Below are 21089 nucleotides of genomic sequence, written 5' to 3' on the forward strand. Positions count from 1 at the left end.
GCCGCCGGCCTCAGTGGCCGGCGGCCTCCTCGCCCATCTCGTGCGCCAGGCGGCGGGCGACGTCCCCGGGCGAGCCGGTCCGCCGGGCCAGCAGGTCGTAGGCCACCGGCACCACGAAGAGGGTGAAGAGGGTGGCCGCGGCCAGGCCGCAGAGGATGACGATGCCGATCACCAGGCGCGTCTCGGCGCCGGCGCCGCTGGAGAGGATCAGCGGCACGGCGCCTGCCATGGTAGTCACGGCGGTCATCACGATGGGGCGCAGCCGGGTCACCGAGGCCTCCACCAGGGCCTCCCGGAAGGCCATGCCCCGGTCGCGCAGCTGGTTGGCGAACTCCACGATCAGGATGCCGTTCTTCGCCGCGAGCCCCACCAGCATGACCAGTCCCACCTGGCTGTAGATGTTCAACGACTGCCCCGTGAGGTAGAGCCCCAGCAGGGCACCGCAGATCGCCAGGGGCACGGTGAGCATGATCACGAAGGGGTGGACGAAGCTCTCGAACTGGCCCGCCAGCACCAGGAAGACCACCAGGATGCCCAGGCCCAGCAGGAAGGCAGTGGCGCCGCTGGCCTCCTGGTAGTCCCGGGAGGCCCCCTTGACGTCGGTCTGGGCCTCCGGCGGCAGGATCTCGTCCACCGTGGCCTCCAGGTAGGCCAGCGCCTCGCCGAGGGGGTAGCCGTCCGCCAGGTCGGCCTCGATCGTGATGGCGCGCACGCGGTTGAAGCGGTTCAGGGTGCTGGGGCCGGCGAAGTCGCTCATCGTCACCAGGCTGCCCAGCGGGATCAGTTCGCCCGAGCGGTCGGAGCGCACCCGGATGCTCTCCAGGGAGCGGGGGCTCGGCCGGGCACCCGGCTCCCCCTCCAGGATGACGTCGTACTCCTGGCCGTCATCCACGTAGCGCGTCACGGACCGGCCGCCCAGCAGGGTCTCCAGGGTGCGGCCGATCTCGGTGACGGTCACGCCCAGGGCGGCGGCGCGGGTGTAGTCGATGTCCACGCGCAGCTGCGGCTGGTTCTCCTCGTAGTCGCTGGACAGTCCGGTCAGGCGAGGGTTGTCCTCGCGCAGGTGCTCAAGCAGGGTGTCCCGCCACTCGGCCAGCTGGTCGAAGGTCCCGCCGCCGAGCACGAACTGGACCGGCTTCTCGACCCGCGACCCGAAGCCCTGTCGCATCACCGGGAAGGCCCGGATGCCGGGCAGGTCGGCGAGGCGTCCGCGGATCTCGTCCATGATCGCCCAGGCCGACCGGCGCTCCCCCCAGTCGGCGAGGTTGACGATGACGAAGCCGCTGTTGAAGTTCTCGATGTTGCCCCAGCCGCGGGGGGCGCGCACCAGGATCCGCTCGATCTCGCCGCGCTCGGTGAGAGGCAGCAGGCGGGTCTCGATCTCGTTCATGTAGTCGAGCATGTAGTCGTAGGTGGCGCCGGGCGGGCCGTTGACCAGCACGAAGAAGTTGCCGCGATCCTCCTTGGGGGTGTACTCGTTGGGCAACTGCTCATTGAGCCACACCATGCCGCCGAGGATGCCGAGAAACAGCGCCAGCACCAGCAGGCGCAGCCCGAGCACCCGTACCAGCAGCCGGCGATAGCCCCGGCGGGCGTGCACGAGGCTCCATTGCACGGCGCGGGCCAGGCGGCCGTCATGCATGTCGGCCTTGAGGATCTTGGAGGCCATCATCGGCGTCAGGGTCAGCGCCAGCAGGCTGGAGATGACCACGGCGGCGGCCAGGGTGAGGGCGAACTCCGAGAAGAGCCGGCCGATGTCGCCCTGCAGAAGGCTCAGGGGAACGAACACCGCCACCAGAACCAGGGTGGTGGCGATCACCGCGAAGGCGATCTGCCGGGTCCCCCGGAAGGCCGCCACCAGCGGCGTCTCGCCGAGTTCCTGCATTCGCCGGTGGATGTTCTCCAGCACCACGATGGCATCGTCGACGATCAGGCCGATGGCCAGCACCAGCGCCAGCAGCGTCAGCAGGTTGATGCTGAAGCCCAGCACTGCCAGGGCCGCGAAGGCGCCGATCAGGGCGATGGGCACGGTCACGGCCGGGATGAAGGTGGTGCGCACGTTGCCCAGGAACAGGAAGATGGCCACCACCACCAGGGCCATGGCGATGAACAGCGTCTGCACCACCTGGCCGATGGCCCCTGAGACGAACACCGAGGAGTCGAAGTTCAGCGTCAGCGACATGCCCCCGGGCAGGGTGCCCTGCAGGCGCGCCATCTCGGCCTTGGCGCCCTCCGAGATCTCCAGCACGTTGGCGGTGGACTGCTTCATCAGTCCCAGCCCGACCATGGGCACCCCGTTGCCGCGAAAGATGGTGCGCTCCTCCACGGCGCCGATCTCCACCCGGGCGACGTCGCCCAGGCGGACCAGGTAGCCGTCGCCGCCCTCGTCCAGGGCCAGCCGACGGAAGTCGTCGGGCGTGGCGAAGCTGCGCGGCAGGCGCACGATGAACTGGCGGGCCTCCGAGACCAGGGCCCCGCCCGGCAGCTCGACGTTCTCGTCGCGCAGCACGTCCTCCACGTCGCCCACCGTGAGGCCGCGGGCGGCCAGGGCGTCGGCGTCGAGCCACACGCGCATGGCGTATTCGCGGCCGCCTCCCACCCGCACCTGGGCGACGCCGGGCAGCACCGAGAAGCGATCCACCAGGTAGCGGTCGGCGTAGTCGGTCAGCTCCGCCACGCTGTACCCCTCGCCGGTCAGCGAGAACCAGATCACCACCTCGGAGCTGGAATCGGCCTTCTGCACTTCCGGCGGGCTGGCCTCCTCGGGCAGGTTGTCCCGGGCTCCGGAGATGCGGTCGCGGATGTCGTTGGCGGCCGCATCGATGTCCATGTCGAGCCCGAACTCCACGTTGATGCTGGAGCGGCCGTCCTCGCTGGAGGAGGAGATCACCTCGATGCCCGCCACCCCGGCGATGCGGTCCTCCAGCACTTGGGTGATGCGGCTCTCCACCACGCTGGCCGAGGCGCCGGGATAGCGGGTGTCGATGGAGACCACCGGCGGGTCGATGGAGGGGTATTCCTGGAGGGGCAGTCGCTGCAGGGCCAGCAGGCCGAAGGCCACGATCAGGGCGGCCATCACCACGGCCAGCACCGGACGCTGGACGGATAGATCGGAGAGGCGCATCAGCCGTTGGCCTCCGCGTTGTCCCGTCCGCGCCGCAGCAGCTCCGGGACGGTGGTGTCGTCGTCGAGGATGCCGAGCAGGCGGGTCGGCTGGCCGTCGCGCACCCGCTCGGTGCCGTGGGCGACCACCAGGTCATCCACCGCCAGTCCCTCGAGGACCTCGACCTCGCCCTCGCGGCGGGCGCCGATGCGGATCTGGCGCTCCTCGACCCGATAGGCCTCCCCGTCGCTCTGGAGCACCAGCACGAACTGGCGCTGCCCTTTCGGGATCAGGGCGGCCTCCGGAATCACCACCGCCTCCCGAGGAGCGCGCTGCAGGGTCACCTGCATCAGCATGCCGGGGCGCAGCCGGAGCCCCGGGTTGTCCAGCTCGGCGCGCACCGTGATGCTGCGGCTGACCGGGTCGACCCGGGTGCCGATGCTCGCCACCTCCCCCCGGAAGGTCGTGTCCGGAAAGGCCGCGCTGGTCGCGGTCAGCGTCAGGCCCGGCGCCACCTGCCCCAGGGCCAGCTCGGGGAGGGTGAAGTCGAGGTTCATGACGTCGAGCCGGTCCAGGGTGGCAAGCTCGGTCCCCGGCGTCACCAGGGTGCCCACGCTGACGTTGCGGAAGCCCACGATGCCGTCGAAGGGCGCCTGGATGCGGTAGTCGGCCAGGCGGGCCTCCAGGGCCTGGATCTCCGCCTCCACCTGCCGCAGCCGGGCCCTGGCATCCTCCACTTCGGCCCGCGGCGCCAGGTTGCGGCTCTGCAGCTGGGCGAGACGGTTGACGGCGTTGCGGCGCTCGTCGCGCAGCGCCTGGGCGACCCGCAGGTCCGCCTGCTGCTCGTCGTCGGACAGGCGCACCAGCAGCTCGCCGGCCGACACCCGCTCGCCCCCCTCGAAGGTCAGTTCGGCGATGGTCTCCGTGACGGTGGCGGAGAGGGTCACGCTCTCGTCGGCGTGCAGGGTGCCCAAGGCCTCGAGGGGGTCGGACCAGTCGGCGAGGCTCGCCCGCGCGGCGATCACCGGGGTGGGTTGCTGGGCGGCCAGCAGCGGGGAGAGCACCAGCAGGGCCAGGCCGATCAGGAGGGACAGGCGAGTTCGCGATGGGGTCATGGTGTGCCGTCTTGTGGTGGAGCGATGAACGGGCGCCCGCTCGCTCGTGGGGGCGCTCCTTACAGCCTAATCGCCCGGGGTCGGCAGAGTGTGGCAACAATGCACAAGTGATAAGGCGTGCCCTTAATGTATAATTCTTGTACAGAAATGACCAGTGCGCGGGGCCGGCACCCTGGTCGGCGGCGCGGCGAGGGGCTGCTAGAATGCGCGGCCTGGATCGATTCCCAGCGGGAGAGCAAGGCCGTGACTTACGATGTGGTGGTGATCGGCGCCGGCGCCGCCGGGCTGATGTGTGCGCTGACCGCCGGCTATGCCGGGCGGCGGGTGCTGGTGGTGGACCATGCCAACAAGGCCGGCAAGAAGATCCTGATGTCCGGCGGGGGGCGCTGCAACTTCACCCACCTGGCCAGCGGGCCGGCGAACTTCACCTCCGACAACCCGGCCTTCTGCATCTCGGCGCTGAAGCGCTACCGGCCGGAGCACTTCGTCGAGCTGGTGGATCGCCACGGCGTCGAGTACGTGGAGAAGACGCCGGGCCAGCTGTTCTGCGCCGACTCCTCCAAGGAGATCCTGCGGGTGCTGCTGACCGAGTGCGACTGGGCCGGCGTGACGATCCGCCTGAAGACCTCCATCGAGCGTGTCGAGCGGGCGGGGGAGGGCATGCGGCTGTCCACCTCGGCGGGACGCATCGATGCCGGCGCCGTGGTGGTGGCGACCGGGGGCCTTTCCATTCCCACCATGGGCGCCACGGGGTTCGGCCATGATCTCGCCCGGCAGTTCGGCCTCGAGGTCACCGACACTCGGGCCGCCCTGGTGCCCTTCACCCTCACTTCGCAGTGGAAGGCCCGGGCCGAGGCCCTGGCTGGGGTCAGCGTCGAGGTGGCAGTCAGCTGCCGCGGGCGGCGCTACCGGGAACCGATGCTCTTCACCCATCGCGGCCTCTCCGGGCCGGCGATGCTGCAGATCTCCAGCGTCTGGCAACCCGGCGACACCCTCTCCATCGATCTGCTGCCCGGCACCGATGCCTTCGAGGCGCTGGCCGCGGCGCGCCGTGAGACGCCACGGCGTCGCCTCTCCACCTGGCTGGCCGAGCGACTGCCGAAGCGTCTCGCCCAGGCGCTGGTGGAGTGGCACGGCGACGACGGGGTGCTTGCCGAGTGCTCCAACGAGCGACTGGCGGCCTGGGCCGCGCGTCTCGACGACTGGCGGGTCAAGCCCGCCGGCACTGAGGGCTGGCGAACGGCCGAGGTGACGCTGGGCGGGGTGGACACACGGTCGATCTCGTCGAAGACCTTCGCGGTCAACGAGCTGCCTCAGCTGTGCTTCATCGGCGAGGTGCTGGACGTCACCGGCGAGCTGGGAGGACACAACTTCCAGTGGGCCTGGGCGTCGGGGGTGGCCTGCGGACACGCCGTCTAAGGGGCTTCATCCACCTTGGCGTCACCGGGCGCCATCCCCGTCCGCGTGGAAGCGGCTGTCCGATACCAGGACGACGAACAGGCGATCGCCGGTCGGTGTCCCGTCCCTGTGTTTGACATGTCCGAGGGTAGGACGGACAGTGAGGGGATGAGCTTTGGCCCCCACGACTCGCCCCCCCACGATGGCAGTGCCGCCGGCACTCCGCCAGTGCAGCAGCTCGACGTCGCCATCGAGCGCCTGGCCGCCGCCAACGGCGAGACGGGCGTGTCGCCGGTCTTCGAGGTCCTCGAACCGGCCCGTGCCTTGATGCTCGATGCCAGGGGGATGGAGGTCCTCTATTCGAGGGTGCCGGCGCTCGAGGCCGCCGGGTTCTTCCGCGGCAGCGACTGGGATTATCCCCAGACGCTCGTGCCGTCGCTGGCCGTCAAAACGGTGCGCCATGGCGATCCGGTCGCCACCCTGGTGGAGAGCCTGAGTCAGATTCGTCTGCTGGCGGTGGCCAACGGCGACTATCACCACCCCTCGATCTCCGCAGAGCATGCCCATCACTTCCTTGCTCAGGTGATGGCCATGAACCTCGACCTCGTGGTCAGCGATCTGCAGGAGGGCGACCGCCTGCGGCCCGACCGGCTCGGAGTCGCCGTCCAGAACCTCTATCACTACCTGTTGCGTTACCTGGGCTACGAGAACCTCCTGGAACATCTGGTCGCCGAGGTATGGCGGGTGCTGGCGCAACGCCCGGTGCAGGTCGACGGCGTGAAGCACATGGTGACCCAGATCGCCGCCTGCCTGCACACGCCTGGCGCGATGGTGGGCGAGGTCGGGGATGATGCCCTGCAGCTCATCAACGCCGTGTTCAGTCCCACAGAGGGCTGTCGCGAGGACCCCGGTTTCGACGCCTATGCCGAGCGGCTGGCGGTCATGGACGATGCGACGCTGCTGCAGGAGGCCATCGCCTTCGCCCAGGCCATGCACAGCACCGGCCTTGTCTCGCCCTACATGCCGGGCTTCATTCGCTATCTGCGCACCCGGTGGAACGCCCTGATCCCCACGGCGCTGGGCCTCAGCTACACCGGTGCAGACGCCTTTCACTGCTACCCGGCGCTGATTCACACCCTGATCGACGAGGCCCTGTTCGTCGAGACCAGCCAGGCGGTCTACGGCCTCGCCATGATGCTCGAGCGGGGCATCCTCTACTCGCCACCGGTGGCGCCGTCGCTGTGGCGGCAGGTGAGGCTGACCCTGTGCGAGGCGGCGGCCCAGAAGATCGTCGGTGTCTTCGGGACCCGTCGCGCTCCGGAGTGCTTCCTGCTTGCCGACGTCCTGAACGTCCTCGGTCATCCCCTTGGCGTGGGTCAGGGCAACTACCCCACCTGCCAGTCCACCCGCGCCCTGTCCATGTGGGCCTACAGTGCGCCTGCCGATCTGCTGCGGATCCTGGCCTGGGCGGCCCGCGATGACGAGATCGTGATGCGCTTCGAGGGCCACAACATTTCCTCGCGGGAACTCGGGGCCGGTCTGGCGAGCGAACCCCCCGTGGATGTGGACGCCGTCTCCCTGCTGACGGTCCCGCATCTCGATCGCATCTACTTCGAGATGGGACGCCGCAGTGCCGGGCGAGGAGAGGATCCGCACAAGTGGGTCAATGCCGAGTTCCATGGCGAGCAGGTCGGTCACGGATTCCGCATCGCGGTCGATGTCTTCACGGGAGGACTGAAGGATTTCGAGGGATTCATCCGGGACTTCTATGCGGCATATCACCCGTATTACAACGGCAATATTCCGGTCATCAATCCGCAGCCTGCGGGCATTGCCGTGACCGATAGCGCCACGCGATTTCTCGGCTGGCACGCGATCACGATCCAGCGACTTGCCCTCGATACGAACGGGATCATGCGTGTGTATTTCTTCAATCCTAACAACGACAGCGGGCAGAATTGGGGGCAGGACATCATCACCTCGACCCAGGGTCATGGCGAGCTCTATGGTGAGGCTTCGCTGCCCGTTGCCGAGTTCGTCTCGCGGCTCTATGTCTTTCACTATGACCCGCTGGAGAAGGGCGATCCCGCCGTCGTCCCGGTGGAGGAAGTGGGCCGCGTCATGCGTCTGGCCCAGGACAGCTGGGCAGCGGGACGCTAGTTCAACGATTCCGAGAAATGGTTTATTGGAATCAAACAGTTACAGGCCATCTGCCGCGGTTTCCTATTCGTTGGCAGAGCCGCTATACTTGATTGACACGGTCGGAAATGCTGAGGCTTGGAGCGTGGCATGGCCACGTCTTCCAGCCGGACCGCACATCCTGTCGGGTCGATCATTGTTCGTGAAATACCGTTTGTGAAACATCGCATGTGAAACAGAGTGCCTGGCGGCTCAGATCACCGAGTACGCTCCGATCCGAGTGCAGGTCTTCCGCACACCCCCCAAGGAGAATATCGAATGACGACGCCGGAATCAGTAACCGAATTACCCCCGGAGATTGCCGCCTGGACCGATCCTTCGATGGACTCGGTTCGCGGAACGGAAACACCCAAGGATCCCAACAAGGGCTACATCGCCCTGCTCGGCTGGAGCGTCAATGCCATCAAGGCGGCGCAGAAGTTCGACCGTCGCTACGTGGTCGTGGCGCCCGAATGGGCTGAGGATTTCTGCACGGCCAACAAGATTCCTTTCATTCCGTGGGACTTCATCCGTCTGAATGATCGATCCATGGAGATCGCCCAGAGACTCAAGGAGGAAGGCGTCGATGTCGCCATCCCCCTGTTCGAGGAAACCGTGGAATGGTCGGGCGCGATCAACTCCGTGCTGATGGACAACCCGCGCATGTACGGGCAATCCATCCTGTTCCGCGACAAGGCGCTGATGAAGCGTCGTGCCCAGCTGGGCGGCATTCGCGTGGGGATCTTCGAGGAGGCCCACGAGAAGGAAGACGTCGTTCGCTTCATGAAGCGCGTCAACCAGACGCTGCTCAAGCTCGATGGCGATCCCGATGACCCGATTCACGTCAAGGCCTTCGACAAGGCCGGCTGCCTCGGCCATCGCATGATCCGCACGATGGAAGAGATCGAGTACATCCCGGATGAAGAGTATCCGCTGTTGATGGAAAGCCACCTGGATGGCTGGGAGTTCGCTGTCGAGGCCTGGATCCACGATGGCAAGATCCAGTTCCTCAACATCTCCGAATACGTGACGCTGGGCTACTCGGTCTTCGTTCCCGCCACCAACGAGCTCGAGAGCTGGCGCAATGCCATCACCAAGCAGATCGAGAAGTTGATCAAGACGTTCGACATCCAGTTCGGTCTGATTCACCCCGAGTATTTCGTGACCGCGGACGGCGAGATGTACTTCGGCGAGGTGGCCTATCGCCCGCCGGGCTTCAAGGCCTTCGAGCTCATCGAGCGTGCCTACGGCTTCAGCGCCTACCAGGCCTCCATGCTGGTCTTCGATCCCAAGAGCACCAAGGAGGAGGTCGCCAACTTCTTCCCCCGCGAGGTGGTCGATGCGAAGGGCTATGCGGGCTGCTTCGGCGTGTATCCGCGTCGTCGCGTCGTCAGCAAGCTGGAGATGCCCAAGGAAACCGTCGAGCATCCCTACTTCGACTTCCATGAACTGGTCCCGCCAACCGAGGAGACGGTGCCGGATCGCTCGGCCTTCGGCACGCACTGGGGCCTGGTGTTCTTCTACGGTGATGACCCGATCAAGATGCGGGATCTGCTCAAGGCCCAGGAGGACCTGGACTTCTACGTCTAGTGAGACGATCCAGGCCGCCATGTCATGGGCGGCAAGGTGACGAAAGGCAGGGCTCGCGCCCTGCCTTTTTCGTGGGTGAATGCCTCAGCGGGCCGAGGCGTCACAGATAGCGGCCACCCGAGGCGACCACCACCGTTATCATCCCGATGATCAGGTTGATACCGATCAGTCGCCGGATCTGGGCCAGCTGCCGGCCGCCCTCGGGCCAGTCCTCGCCGGCCAGGGCGCGCCCCAGGCGCGGAAACGGCGCGAACCAGACGTGCAGGAAGATCGCCATCATGGCAAGCCCCGTCACCAGCATCAGGTGGACATGGGAGCCGGCGCCGCCCATGCCGCCGAACACCCCGAAGAGCATCCACAGCCCCGTCGCCAGCAGCACGGCCATGCTGGCCCATACCCAGGGGAAGAAGCGCTTGAAGACGTGGTACCAGAGCGTCAGCCGCTGGGGTGGTTCGAGCAGCTGCCCGGCGACCGGGCGCAGGATCATCCACGCGAAGAACATGCCGCCGACCCAGACGACGGCGGCCAGGAGATGCAGGCTGATGGCAAGGGACATGACATGACTCCTTCGGCGCCATGGCGCCGGGGGAAGGCCGCTGGGGCTTAGCAGCGGACGGGAGGGGATCGGGGGCCGGCGGCGTGACTCAGCGCAGCAGGTCTCGGGCCTTCTTGGCGACCAGGGCGCCGGTGGTCAGGCGGCGGGCCAGGCGAATCGCGCCTCCGGGGCGGCGCAGGCCGCGATAGAGGAGGACCCCGCCGACCATCAGCAGCGGGGTCTTGAAACGCACCACGGCCTGCCAGCCGTTGTCGATGACCTGTCCGGCCGTCTGCCAGCGGCGGGCCGCCACCAGCAGGTCGATGCGCTGCTGCTCGATCGCATGCTCGAGGGCGGCCTTGCGGGCCCGGCGTTCAGTGCGGTTCACGGGAGGTCTCCACCAGTTCGCGATCCGTGGCCAGATGGCGAAGGGTGCCGGCCAGCAGGGTGCGGCGTCGGGCCAGCTGCATCACCCTCAGGGCCAGCAGGACGCCACTGCCCAGCAGCACCAGGGCACTCACCCCGATGGCGGCCAGGCGGTGGGTCTCCCAGAAGGCGACGATCACCAGGGCGGTGAGCACGCCGATGCCCAGCAGCAGCAGGATGAGGCTCAGGCCGGCGAGCAGCAGCAGGCCGAACAGCCGGGCGCGCTCCTCCTCCAGTTCGAGCACGGCGAGGCGCAGGCGCGTCTCGCCGGTGGCCAGCAGGCTGCCGAGCAGGCGCTTGCCCGCACCGAACAGCCGTTGAGCCGGTCCCTGGCTCGACGCCATCAGCGACGACCGATCAGCATGCCGACCACCACCCCTACGGCGGCGCCGATGCCGATGCTGGTCCAGGGGTTGTCGTGGACATAGCGGTCGCAGGCGTCGGCCTGCTGGGTCACGTTGTCGCGCGCCTCGCCATAGAGGCGTTCTCCGCGTGCCTCGAGCCGCTCGCGGGTATCCTTCAGGCGCTTCTCGGCCCGATCACGCAATTCCTTGATATTGCTTCGGGAGTCATCGGCAGTGGCGTTGACCAGCTCCTCGATGGTCTGTGTGAGGTGCTGCAGGTCTTCCTTCAGCTGCTGGGTGGATTCACTGGTGCGGGAGTGTTGACTGGCCATCGTGTCTTCCTTGGACGGTGAGTGACAGGATCAGCATAGCAGCCGGTCGGAGTGCTATGCATCCGGCCCTGGCCTGAGTCCCCTCACGGCTCAAGGCTGCCGGCGGAGAACAGCGGGTTGAGGCTGAAGCCGAGGCTCAGGCGGTGGGTGCGCTTGTCGTAGTCGATCAGGCTCTCGCCATAGCCATGGTAGTACTGCACATGGCCGCGGATACTGCCGAACAGGGGCCAGGAGTAGTCCAGCTCGGTGCCCATGTTGCCGAGGTCGGGGTTGCCACGCATCATCAGGCTGAGCTCGTTGTCGCCGTTGATGCGCCGGGCCAGGGTGATGTCGCCATACCCCAGGTACTTGTGGATATCGGGGTTGTCGTCCTGTTCCTCGGATTCCGGGATGCGCCAGTGCGGCGCCAGCACCAGGGCCCAGTCGTCGTTGACGAAGGTGGACTGGAGAATCAGCCGGTTCCAGCTGCGTGACAGCGCCCCGGAGCGGCCATTGGACTGGTGATTGAACGCCAGGCGGTTGTTGATGTTGGTCCAGCCCAGCAGCGAGGTGTGGTTATCGAAGTCGATGAACACCTCGGGCTCGTAGTTGGTCTCGCGGAAGGGCGAGGAGGCATCCCCGTTATAGGCCTGCCACCAGCTGCGCTGGGTATAGCCGAAATGCAGGTCGCCGCCGAAGTCACCGAAGAGGTCCTCGACCAAGTTGAACTTGACGCTGAACTGGAACTTCATCTCCGCCCGGTCCAAATTGTTGCGGTCGCTGAGGTCGCTGAAGCCCTCATCGTTCGGATGGGTGTTGTAGGTCACCGGGAACCAGTAGTTGCGTCGATGGGTGGTGATCGCATAGGGATTCTTGGCCGAGGCGCGCTCGAGCTGGCGGCGCTCGTCCACCGCCTCCTCGAGTTCCTGTTCGGCGGCGTCCTCGGCGAGGGCCTCGGTTCGGGCGACCGCCTGGTCGGTCGTGGCCTCGCCTTCCTGCAACCGCTCGCGCAGCCGGCCCATTTCCTCCTGCAGTGCCGCGAGGCGCGCCTCGATGGCCTGACGCTCCTGCTCGCTCAGCGACTCATCGGCCAAGGCGGTGCCGGTCAGGCTCGCCATCAGCAGGGCGGCAGTGAACAGGGAAGATCGCGCAGACATCATGGCCAGGCACCTTGTGGAAGTTAACGGAGCGTTTCTATCACGCCTGACCGGCAAGTCAACTGTGCTGCCGAGGCGACAGGCAGCCATTGCCTTGCTGCCTTGACGGGTCGAGAATCGTGCGTGGCTCCATCATAACCGAGGCTGGCAATTGAATCCCTTCGATCATCACCTCCGTCGCCGATCTGCCCTGCGCAACCCACTGGTGTTGATCCTCCTGTGCCTGATGGTGGGGCTGGCCGTCGCCACGCCCTCGCTGGCCCAGGACGTCGCCGTGCAGCAGGACGAGGCCTCCCGGGCGCTACCCACCCGCGAGGCGATCGAGTCGCGCATCGCGGAGCGCCAGCCGCCCGAGGGAGAAACGCCCGCCGATGATGTCCAGCGCGACCTCGAGGCACTGCAAGCGGCCCTCGGTGGCCTGGAGCGACTCGCGGCGGTCCGGGAGCAGCTCGACAGCCTCGAGGCCCGGGTCCAGAAGGCCCCCAGGGAACTGCAGCGCGTCCAGCGGGAGCTGCGCGACATGGAGCAGGACGGCCAGCAGACGTCCCTCTCGGACCTGGAGGACCTGTCCGTCGAGGCGCTGGAGAAACGCCGCCAGAACACCGAGCAGGCCCTGTCGGACTTTCAGGACACCCTGGCCGAGGTGACGTCGCGGCTGCTCAATGCCCAGACCCTGCCGGAGCGGGCCCAGCAGGCGATCGGCGAGGCGATGCAGACGGTCGAGGAGCGGCGTCGCCAGCTGGAGGAACTGGCCGATGGCCAGGTGGCCGAGGACGATCCCACACGCTGGAAGCTGCGCATCGAACGGGAACTGGCCGAGCAGACCCTGAAGCTGCACCAGCGCCAGCTGGAGACCAACAGTCGACTGCGTGAACTGGATCAGGAGCACAAGGACCTGCTCGAGCGCCAGGTGGCCAGCGAGGAGGCACGACTGACCATGCTCCAGGGCATCATCGATCGTCGCCGTCGCGAGGAGTCGGAGCAGACCATCGCCGAGGCGGTCGGTGACGAGGGCAAGGGCGTCATCGGGCATCCCGTGGTGCGCCATGCCCGGGAGATCAACCGCACCATGAGCCTCGAGCTGCTGCGTGCCACCGACCGGGCCAATCGTCTGGTGCGGGAAGGCCTCGAGGTGAGGCGTCAGTTTGACCGGGTGCGCCAGCTCCAGCGCAACCTCAATGAACAGATCGACGCCATCCGGGGCAGCATGCTGCTGTCCCGGATCCTGCGCGAGCAACGCCTGACGCTGCCCCGTGTTGAAGTGCGGCGGGGCCTGCAGGACGAGATCGCCGACCTGCACCTCAAGCAGTTCGAGCTCGGCCGCCAGCGTGACCAGCTGCGCGAGGGCGAGAAGCTGGCGCGACAGCGGATCGAGGAGGCGGACGCCGAGGCGTCGCCGGGGCTGGTCGATTCCCTGCTGCGTCTCTACCAGGCCCGTCGCGAGCTGGTCGACCAGATGGAGAAGGCCTATGGCGAGATGCTCAGCGCGGCCATCGACCTGCAGCTGAACCAGCAGCAGCTGCTGGCCACCAGTCAGGAGCTGCGCGCCACCATCGACGAGCAGCTGTTCTGGATCGCCAATACCCGTCCCCTGGGGCTGGCCTGGCTGAGCAACCTGCCGCAGAACCTGGCCACGGAGTGGCGCGAGGGGGAGTGGCGTACTGTGCTGCCGGTGAACTGGCGTCTGCCTGATGCCCGGGCCCTGCTCGGCGTGCCGATCCTGCTGGTGGCGCTGGGGGTGGTCGCCCTTCGACGGCGCATCCGGGAGCGGCTGGCGCACCTGCACCAGGAAGTCGGTCGCCTCAGCCGTGACTCCCAGGGGCATACCCCCGAGGCGGTGGCGCTCAATGCCCTGCTGGCGCTGCCCGGTCCGCTGTGCCTTCTGGCCGGGGGGCTCGCCCTGGTGCTGGGCACGGAGGGTGTGGGGCAGGGGATCGGGCTGGCGCTGCTTCAGCTGGCCCTGGCCTGGGCCGTGCTCACCTGGGCGCGCAACCTGCTGTGGTCGGGCGGGGTCGCCACGCGGCACTTTCACTGGCCCGCCGGCTATGCGGCTGCCCTGCGCCGCTGGCTGCTGTGGCTGGGCGTGGCGCTGGTGCCGGTCCTGCTGATCGCCCCCCTGGCCCGCGATGCGGCCATCGAGCTCAACCAGCGACCGGTCGGGCTGACCCTGCTGCTGCTGGGCCTTTTGGCCATGAGCTTCGTGCTGGCCAAGCTGATCCTGGCCCATGTGCCCTTCTTCGGGGTCAAGATGTTCCGCCTGCTGCTGGGTCTCGTCATCGCGATGGTCCCGCTGGCGATGGCGGGGCTGATCGTCTACGGCTTCGAGTACACCGCCTTGAGCCTGGTGGGACGCTTCGTCATCTCGCTCTACCTGCTGGGCCTCTGGGTCCTGGTGGAGGCCACCGTGATTCGCGGCCTGGCCGTGGCCGCCAGGCGACTGGCCTATCGCCGCGCACTGGCGCGGCGACAGGCCCAGGCCCAGGAGGGAGTGGAGGGGCAGGAGGTCATCGAGGAGCCGCCGCTGGACATGGAGCAGGTCAACCAGCAGTCGCTGCGCCTCTCCAAGCTGATCCTGCTGATCGGCTTCATTCTGGTGCTCTACCTGGTGTGGGCGGACCTGCTCTCGGTCTTCAGCTACCTGGAGCAGGTCACCCTCGTCGCCCCCGAGGAGGGCCAGGCGGCGGAGTCGCTCACCAGCATGGTCTCGGTGGCCGACATCATCACCGCGCTGCTGGTGGTGGTGCTGACCCTGATGATGGCGCGCAACCTGCCGGGCCTGCTCGAGGTGATGGTGCTCTCGCGGCTGGAGCTCAAGCAGGGCAGCGCCTATGCCATCAGCTCGCTGCTCGCCTATGCCATCATCGGCGGGGGGGTGATGTCGGCGTTGGGGACCCTGGGCGTCTCCTGGAGCAAGCTGCAGTGGCTGGTGGCGGCCTTGAGCGTGGGGCTGGGCTTCGGCCTGCAGGAGATCTTCGCCAACTTCGTCTCGGGTCTGATCATCCTCTTCGAGCGGCCGGTGCGCATCGGCGACACCATCACCCTGGGAAACCTCACCGGGACGGTGAGCAAGATCCGCATTCGCGCCACCACGGTGACCGACTTCGACCGCAAGGAGATCATCATTCCCAACAAGACCTTCATCACCGACCAGCTGATCAACTGGTCGCTCTCCGACACGATCACCCGGGTGGTGCTCACCTACGGGGTCGCCTATGGCTCGGATCACCGGCTGGTGCACCGCCTGCTGCGTCAGGCGGCCGATGACAATGCCCGGGTCCTGGCCGACCCCGAGCCCCAGGTGTTCTTCATGAGCTACGGGGAGAGCACTCTGGACTTCGAGCTGCGGATCTTCGTCAACAGCCTGGGCGACCGGCTGTTCGCCACCGACGAGATCAACTGCCGGGTCGGCGAGCTGTTCGCCGAGCATGGCATCGACATCGCCTTCAACCAGCTCGACGTCTGGCTGCATCGTGCCGGCGGCGAGGCGAGCAAGGTGCAGAGCGTCTCGTCCGGGCAGCTCGGCGCCCCCGACCATCCCGGCCCGGGGGCGAAGGGCGATCCAGGGGATATCGATGCGGGCGGTGGCGATGGCGGCGACGCCGGTCGGTGATGTCGCGGGGGTGACAGGGGAGGGGCCTGGCGGTGGGAGGCCCCCTACCCTCGGCGCCTCACCTCAGTACTTCAGCTCAGCGCTTCACGGCGTGCAGCAGGAATTCCCGGTTGCCGTCGCCGCCGAGCAGCGGACTCGGCTGCCAGTGCAGGATCTCGAGGTCGAGCTCTCGGCAGGCGCCGCGGATGCGTGCCTCCACCTCGGCGAAGTGGCGGGCGTCGGTCACCAGGCCGCGCGCATTGACGCCTCCCGGGCCCACCTCGAACTGCGGCTTGACCAGGCTCGCCAGCGCCCCGCCCGTCGGCAGCAGGGCGGCCAGCTCGGGCAGGATCAGCGTCTGGGAGATGAAGGAGACGTCCATCACGGCCAGGTCCGGCCCCGCGGCCTGAAGGGCAGCGAAGGACGCCTGCAGGCGAGGCTCGGTCGCCATGCTGCGGGCGTTGAGCCCTTCCAGGCAGGTCACCCTGGGGTCTTCTCGCAGGCGGGCATCGAGCTGGTCGTGGCCCACCTCCACGCCGATCACATGGCGGGCGCCGAAGCGCAGGGCGCAGTCGGTAAAGCCGCCGGTGGACTGGCCCACGTCGAGCACCAGGCGTCCCGAGAGCGAGAGCCCCAGTGTCTCGATCAGCGCCTCCAGCTTTAGCCCGGCGCGGGAGGCGTAGCGCTCCTCGGGGTCGTCCTCCACCCTCAGGCCCGTCGTCTCCGCGAGCTTCTCGGCGGGTTTCCTCAGTGGCTCACCGCCCTCGGCCAGGCGCACCCGGCCATGCCGGATCAGCCGCTGGGCGCGGGTCCGGGAACGGGCCAGGCCCTGGGTGACGAGCAACTGGTCGAGACGTGGCATGACGGCTCCGGCGAGGCGTGGACGGAAGCGCCATTATGGCATACCGCGTCGATCGGTCGGGAAGGAGCATGGGCCTTGCCGGGGTGGCTCGGCCGGTGGCCACCATGGCAATCCGGCGGCCTGGAAGCAGGCCGCCGGGTTGCGCCGGACGTGACGCAGGGAAAGGGCGTGAAGAGAAGCGCCCGAGGGAAGGGGGCTACGCCCCTCGGCTGGCCTGCAGGTCGGCGGGGGAGATCCGGTCGCTGCCCCAGCTGCGGTGGATATAGCCCGTCACCCGGTCCAGCTCCTCCTGGGTGATCTTGGCCAGCTCTCCCGGTTCCAGCGGGTCGTAGTGATAGATGTAGAGCCGCGAGGCGAACTGCTCGAAGGGCAGCGAGGACTCGCCGAAACGCTCGCCGTGATCGGCCGTGCTCACCTTGATGCCGTCGCCCCAGTCCTGTCCGCTGTCATTGTTGGGGTTGAAGAAGTAGACCCGCATCTCGTCGTCGGGGTCGAGGGTGACCCGCAGGATGGTGATGGCGTGCCAGCCGATGAAGCGGGCGGCGCTGTCGGTGACGGCGATGCCCGCCGGCTGGGGATGGATCAGCGGCTGGTTGCCGTTGTAGTAGGGGTGGTAGCTGGCATAGAAGTGGCGCAGGAAGTCATCCAGATCCTTGAGTTTCCCCGTTTCCACGTCGACGTTGATGCGGAAGCCACGCCCGGACCACCAGCCATGGAACTCCGGGTTGACCCAGCGGTGCGGATCGCCTTCGCGACCGATGCAGCGCCGGCCCATCTCGGCATAGATGCGATCCAGGTGCGGCACCACGATCAGCGACACCGGGTCGAGGTCCATGGGCAGCGTCTGGGCCACGCCGGAGAGGCTGGCCATGGAGGAGAGCGGCATGCCCTCGAAATGGATGATGATATCGTCATCACGCGCCGCCCAGGTCACCATCTGCAGCAGGTAGTCCGGGTCGTTGTAGGCCCACATGGAGAGGGCCCGGGCCGACTGGCAGGTCGGGTTGTTGCCCTGGCCCACGCCCAGCGGCAGGCCCAGCATGCACAGCACGCCTTCCAGCAGCCGGGCGCGTGGCGAGACGGTCTCGCCGTAGGCCAGGTTGATGCGCGCCTGGGACCACTCCGACAGGGTCAGCTTCAGCTGTCGCCACATGGCCGGGGCCACGGGTGGCTGATAGAGAATGCCGCGCTCCAGCGTCAACGCCAGGCCATAGACCGCCTGGGCGGTGGCCGGATAGATGCCCCCGCGGATCAGCGCATGGGCCAGTTCCCGATAGCAGAGCAGGCAGTCACGACCGGTGGACGAGAGCCCCAGCGCTTCTGCCAGCAGGTGGTCACTGTGGTCCAGCAGGTGGCGCAGCAGCACGGGATGGTAGGCGGAGACCAGGCCGGTGTCGTGCATGGCCCGGGCGAAGCCGGTGGCCTCGCCCTGGAGGGCGGGGACATCCATGCTCGACAGGCGCTCGCGGTAGACCTCCAGGCCCGGGTCTTCCCGGCAGGCCCGTGTCGGGCCGAACAGCGAACTGACCAGGCGGTCGGCACCGTGGCCGCTGGCGCCCAGGTCGATGTCGGGATTGGCCTGGCAGACGGCGATCTGGGTGATCATCTGCTTGACCGGATCCACCTGGATGGGACGCTGCTCGAGGATACGCCAGATCTCCTCGATCAGCCGGTCGATGATGTGTTCGTAGCCGATACGTTCGGCCAGATGGCTGAACAGGTGGCGTGGCACCTGTGCCATCTCCCCCTGGGTCTCGCGCTCCGCCTCGGTGGGGGCGCCGAACAGCAGCCGCAGGTTGATGGCCATCGCCTGGGTCAGGTAATGGTGCGACTGTTCCATGGAGACATGCGGGTGCCGGTAGTCGCCCTTGGCCACGGCCAGCAGCCGCAGCTCGCTCAGGGCCTCGATGACGACGGTATTGGGGTCGGCACTCTTCAGCGCATGGGGCGTGAGGGAGGGCACGAGAAACTGCGGGGTTTCCCAGTCGGAGCCGCGGAAGACCCCGGCCTCCTCGAAGGCACGGGCGCGTTGCTCGATGGCCTCGCACCCGCCTTCGTGCAACATCACCTGCCGGGCGGTGATGAGCACATCGGGTAACTTGCCCGGCTTGGCGACGTCCCCTGCATCGTCGAGGCGCTTGACGGCATCGTCAAATTGCTTGAGAAGGCCGGTGAGCTCGTCGCTCGTTCTCGCCAGGTCGGTGCGTTGGCTCTTGGTCGTGTCACGTGAGGTCGTCACACGGACTCCTTGTCGTCGGGCTGTCATGCTCTCCATGACGCCTGTAATGAACATAGAAATCAAGCGTCCGCTTCCTGCATCTGCCCTTGTCGCCGGGAAGGGGCATTGGTATAGTGCCCACCGCTCGACATCGGCATGATCAGGTGTCGGGGTTCGGTAGTGTCCTCTGCGCATTACCGACTGCTGTGGTGGCCCCGTCGGTCCTCCCGCAACGCTAGACCGCAAATCCCGCCAGGCCCGGAAGGGAGCAACGGTAGTGGTGGACGCGTGTGCCGGGATGTGGCTGTCGGGGCCGCCTCCATTTCGGGCTTCCGCACCTCCTCGGTGATTCCTGACGTCGTCCGACTTTCGGCCTTGCCTTTCCCGTCTTGCCTCCCCCCTTGCCCGCTGTTTTCAGTGAACATGATCGTGCCGATCTCCGGGCTGAGCCTGTCGTCTTCCCGAGCCTGTCGTCTTCCCGAGGCGATCGTCCGCCAGGATATGACGAGCCGTGAAACCTATTCCGGTTCTGCCTATCGAAGCCCTGACGATGTCATCAGGAGCGGGTCATGAACGCCAGGAGCATTCTCGAGCAGGTCATGAAGCAGGCCGGAAGCGGCCGCCAGCAGAACGCAGTCGGCCTGGACGTCCAGGGACTGGTCGGCAGCCTTTCTTCCAGCCTAGGCGGTGGAGGCGCCAGCCAGGGGACGCGGGGGAGTGGGGTCGACGTGAAGAGTCTCCTGGGTGGCGGTGCCCTGGGGCTGCTGATCGGCTCGAAGCGCGGCCGCAAGATGGGTGGCAAGGCACTGAAGTACGGCGCCATCGCCGGTGTCGGCATCCTCGCCTGGAAGGCGTGGGAGAACTCTCGCGGGGGGGCGGGGAAGGACGAGGCCAGGGAGGGCCAGCCCATGGACCGTCTCGAGGGCGCGTCCCGGGAGCAGAGAAGCCTGGAACTGCTGCAGGCGGTGATCATGGCGGCCCGTGCCGATGGCCATATCGACGACCGGGAGCGAGCCCTCCTGACCGAGCAGATCGATGCCATGGGGGCCGATGCCGAGCTGCACGACTGGGTGGAACAGCAGCTCATCGCCCCGCTGGACGCCGAGGCCCTGGCGCGCCGGGCGGACTCGCCCCAGGCGGCCCGGGAGATGTACCTGGTCAGCGTGGCGGTGATCGACGAGCAAAATCCCATGGAGCGCGCCTGGCTCGACCAGCTGGGTGGCGCGCTGGGACTGGACGATGCCATGCGGCAGGAGCTCGAGCGCCAGGCCCTGGGGGCCTGAGTCGGGTCGACGGTAAGGCGATGGCCACCGACCTCGCGAGACACCGACCCGCATGAGGGAGATCGCCTTCCACGTCACGCGTCATGCGCGTGACGCTCACTCGAGTTGCGGGATCTGCCCGGGCGCCCGAAGGGGGCCGGCGTGAGGGGATCAACGCCGAGTCGCCGCTCCCGGGGGCGGGCGACTCCTCAGGCCTGTGTCCCCAGGTGCTTGCGCAGGAAGTGCTGGGTGCGCTCCTCGTCGGGATGGCTGAACAGGTGCTCGGGGGTGTTGGCCTCGACCACCACGCCGCCATCCATGAACATCGCCCAGTCGGATACGTCGCGCGCGAAGGCCATCTCGTGGGTGACGATCAGCATGGTCATGTGCTCCTCGGCCAGCCCCTTCATGACGCGGTTCACCTCCTCGACCAGTTCGGGGTCGAGCGCCGAGGTGGCCTCGTCGAAGAGCATCACCTTGGGCCGCATGGCCAGCGCCCTGGCGATGGCGACCCGCTGCTTCTGGCCCCCGGAGAGGGCGCTGGGGTAGACCTGCGCCTTGTCCGCCAGGCCCACGCGCTCGAGCAGCTCCATGCCCAGCTCCTTGGCCTCGCTGCTGTTCATGCCCTTGAGCTTTCGCGGTGCCAGGGTCACGTTTTCCAGCGTCGAGAGGTGGGGAAACAGATTGAAGTGCTGAAACACCATGCCCATGTTCTGGCGGATGTGGTTGATGTGCCGCTCGAAGGCCAGGCCCTTCAGGTCGGGACGATTGACCTGCACGCCGTCCAGCAGGATGGTGCCCTCGTCGATCACCTCCAGGTTGTTGACCGAGCGCAGCAGGGTGCTCTTGCCCGAGCCTGACGGGCCGATGATGGAGATGATCTTGCCGCGGTCGACCCGCAGGTCGATGCCCTTGAGCACCTCCAGGTCACCGAAGCGTTTCTTGACCCCCTTGAGCTCGACCATCGGGGTGTCGGTTGTCTGTGTCATGTGAGGTCCTCG

At 67.4% G+C, this 21089-nt stretch carries 15 protein-coding genes and 1 other RNA gene; 6 read left to right on the top strand and 10 right to left on the bottom strand.

Annotation, left to right across the window (positions count from 1 at the left end):
- Positions 1–10: 10 nt before the first annotated feature.
- Complete coding sequence (locus tag BOX17_RS13335) at positions 11–3124, bottom strand: efflux RND transporter permease subunit (RefSeq protein ID WP_071945327.1); 3114 nt, start codon at positions 3122–3124, stop codon at positions 11–13.
- On the bottom strand, positions 3124–4218 hold the full coding sequence (locus BOX17_RS13340) for an efflux RND transporter periplasmic adaptor subunit (RefSeq protein ID WP_071945329.1): 1095 nt from the start codon (positions 4216–4218) through the stop codon (positions 3124–3126). Before BOX17_RS13340 ends, BOX17_RS13335 begins: the two co-directional genes overlap by 1 nt.
- A gap of 243 nt (positions 4219–4461) precedes the next feature.
- Between BOX17_RS13340 and BOX17_RS13345 the strand changes: the two genes are divergently transcribed.
- The 3 genes from BOX17_RS13345 (at position 4462) to BOX17_RS13355 (ending at position 9384) form a co-directional block, all read left to right on the top strand.
- Positions 4462–5637, top strand: coding sequence for a BaiN/RdsA family NAD(P)/FAD-dependent oxidoreductase (locus BOX17_RS13345; RefSeq protein ID WP_071945331.1), 1176 nt, complete (start codon positions 4462–4464; stop codon positions 5635–5637).
- Positions 5638–5784: 147 nt separating this feature from the next.
- Entirely contained in the window at positions 5785–7776 is a 1992-nt protein-coding gene (locus BOX17_RS13350) for a hypothetical protein (RefSeq protein WP_071945333.1), read from the top strand.
- Between the two features lie 360 nt (positions 7777–8136).
- Positions 8137–9384 (top strand): ATP-grasp domain-containing protein, encoded by a 1248-nt coding sequence (locus BOX17_RS13355; RefSeq protein WP_071945335.1) that lies wholly within the window; start codon positions 8137–8139, stop codon positions 9382–9384.
- 100 nt (positions 9385–9484) lie between these two features.
- Here BOX17_RS13355 and BOX17_RS13360 read toward each other — a convergent pair whose 3' ends face one another.
- The 5 genes from BOX17_RS13360 to BOX17_RS13380 all read right to left on the bottom strand — a co-directional run bounded on the left by BOX17_RS13360 (position 9485) and on the right by BOX17_RS13380 (position 12160).
- Positions 9485–9940, bottom strand: coding sequence for a CopD family protein (locus BOX17_RS13360; RefSeq protein ID WP_071945337.1), 456 nt, complete (start codon positions 9938–9940; stop codon positions 9485–9487).
- Positions 9941–10028: 88 nt separating this feature from the next.
- Positions 10029–10307, bottom strand: coding sequence for a YqjK-like family protein (locus BOX17_RS13365; protein WP_071945339.1), 279 nt, complete (start codon positions 10305–10307; stop codon positions 10029–10031).
- Positions 10294–10689 carry a phage holin family protein gene (locus BOX17_RS13370; RefSeq protein WP_071945341.1) on the bottom strand — a complete coding sequence of 132 codons (396 nt, stop codon included), beginning with the start codon at positions 10687–10689 and terminating at the stop codon, positions 10294–10296. Before BOX17_RS13370 ends, BOX17_RS13365 begins: the two co-directional genes overlap by 14 nt.
- Complete coding sequence (locus BOX17_RS13375) at positions 10689–11021, bottom strand: ElaB/YgaM/YqjD family protein (protein ID WP_071945343.1); 333 nt, start codon at positions 11019–11021, stop codon at positions 10689–10691. The genes BOX17_RS13370 and BOX17_RS13375 overlap by 1 nt, the downstream gene beginning before the upstream one ends.
- Positions 11022–11104: 83 nt before the next feature.
- Entirely contained in the window at positions 11105–12160 is a 1056-nt protein-coding gene (locus BOX17_RS13380; protein WP_425268698.1) for a phospholipase A, read from the bottom strand.
- Positions 12161–12383: 223 nt separating this feature from the next.
- Here BOX17_RS13380 and mscK point away from each other — a divergent pair, with 223 nt between their 5' ends.
- Positions 12384–15767: a mechanosensitive channel MscK gene (gene mscK / locus BOX17_RS13385; protein WP_083582230.1), complete on the top strand. Its 3384-nt coding sequence runs from the start codon at positions 12384–12386 to the stop codon at positions 15765–15767.
- 76 nt (positions 15768–15843) lie between these two features.
- Here mscK and BOX17_RS13390 read toward each other — a convergent pair whose 3' ends face one another.
- On the bottom strand, positions 15844–16608 hold the full coding sequence (locus BOX17_RS13390) for a TlyA family RNA methyltransferase (RefSeq protein WP_071945347.1): 765 nt from the start codon (positions 16606–16608) through the stop codon (positions 15844–15846).
- 196 nt (positions 16609–16804) lie between these two features.
- The gene (locus BOX17_RS13395; protein ID WP_071946884.1) at positions 16805–18805 is read right to left on the bottom strand and encodes a hypothetical protein; all 2001 of its coding nucleotides are present in this window, start codon (positions 18803–18805) and stop codon (positions 16805–16807) included.
- A gap of 237 nt (positions 18806–19042) precedes the next feature.
- On the opposite strand from BOX17_RS13395, the gene ffs reads away from it, so the two are divergent.
- Together ffs and BOX17_RS13405 are read left to right on the top strand one after the other, a co-directional pair.
- An RNA gene (gene ffs / locus BOX17_RS13400) (signal recognition particle sRNA small type) lies at positions 19043–19139 on the top strand.
- Between the two features lie 256 nt (positions 19140–19395).
- Positions 19396–20109, top strand: coding sequence for a tellurite resistance TerB family protein (locus tag BOX17_RS13405; RefSeq protein ID WP_071945350.1), 714 nt, complete (start codon positions 19396–19398; stop codon positions 20107–20109).
- A 188-nt stretch (positions 20110–20297) separates the two neighbouring features.
- On the opposite strand, the gene BOX17_RS13410 is transcribed toward BOX17_RS13405, so the two are convergent.
- The gene (locus tag BOX17_RS13410; protein ID WP_341853284.1) at positions 20298–21077 is read right to left on the bottom strand and encodes an amino acid ABC transporter ATP-binding protein; all 780 of its coding nucleotides are present in this window, start codon (positions 21075–21077) and stop codon (positions 20298–20300) included.
- Positions 21078–21089: the final 12 nt, after the last annotated feature.

The sequence above is a fragment of the Halomonas aestuarii genome (genome assembly GCF_001886615.1).
GTDB lineage: Bacteria > Pseudomonadota > Gammaproteobacteria > Pseudomonadales > Halomonadaceae > Halomonas > Halomonas aestuarii.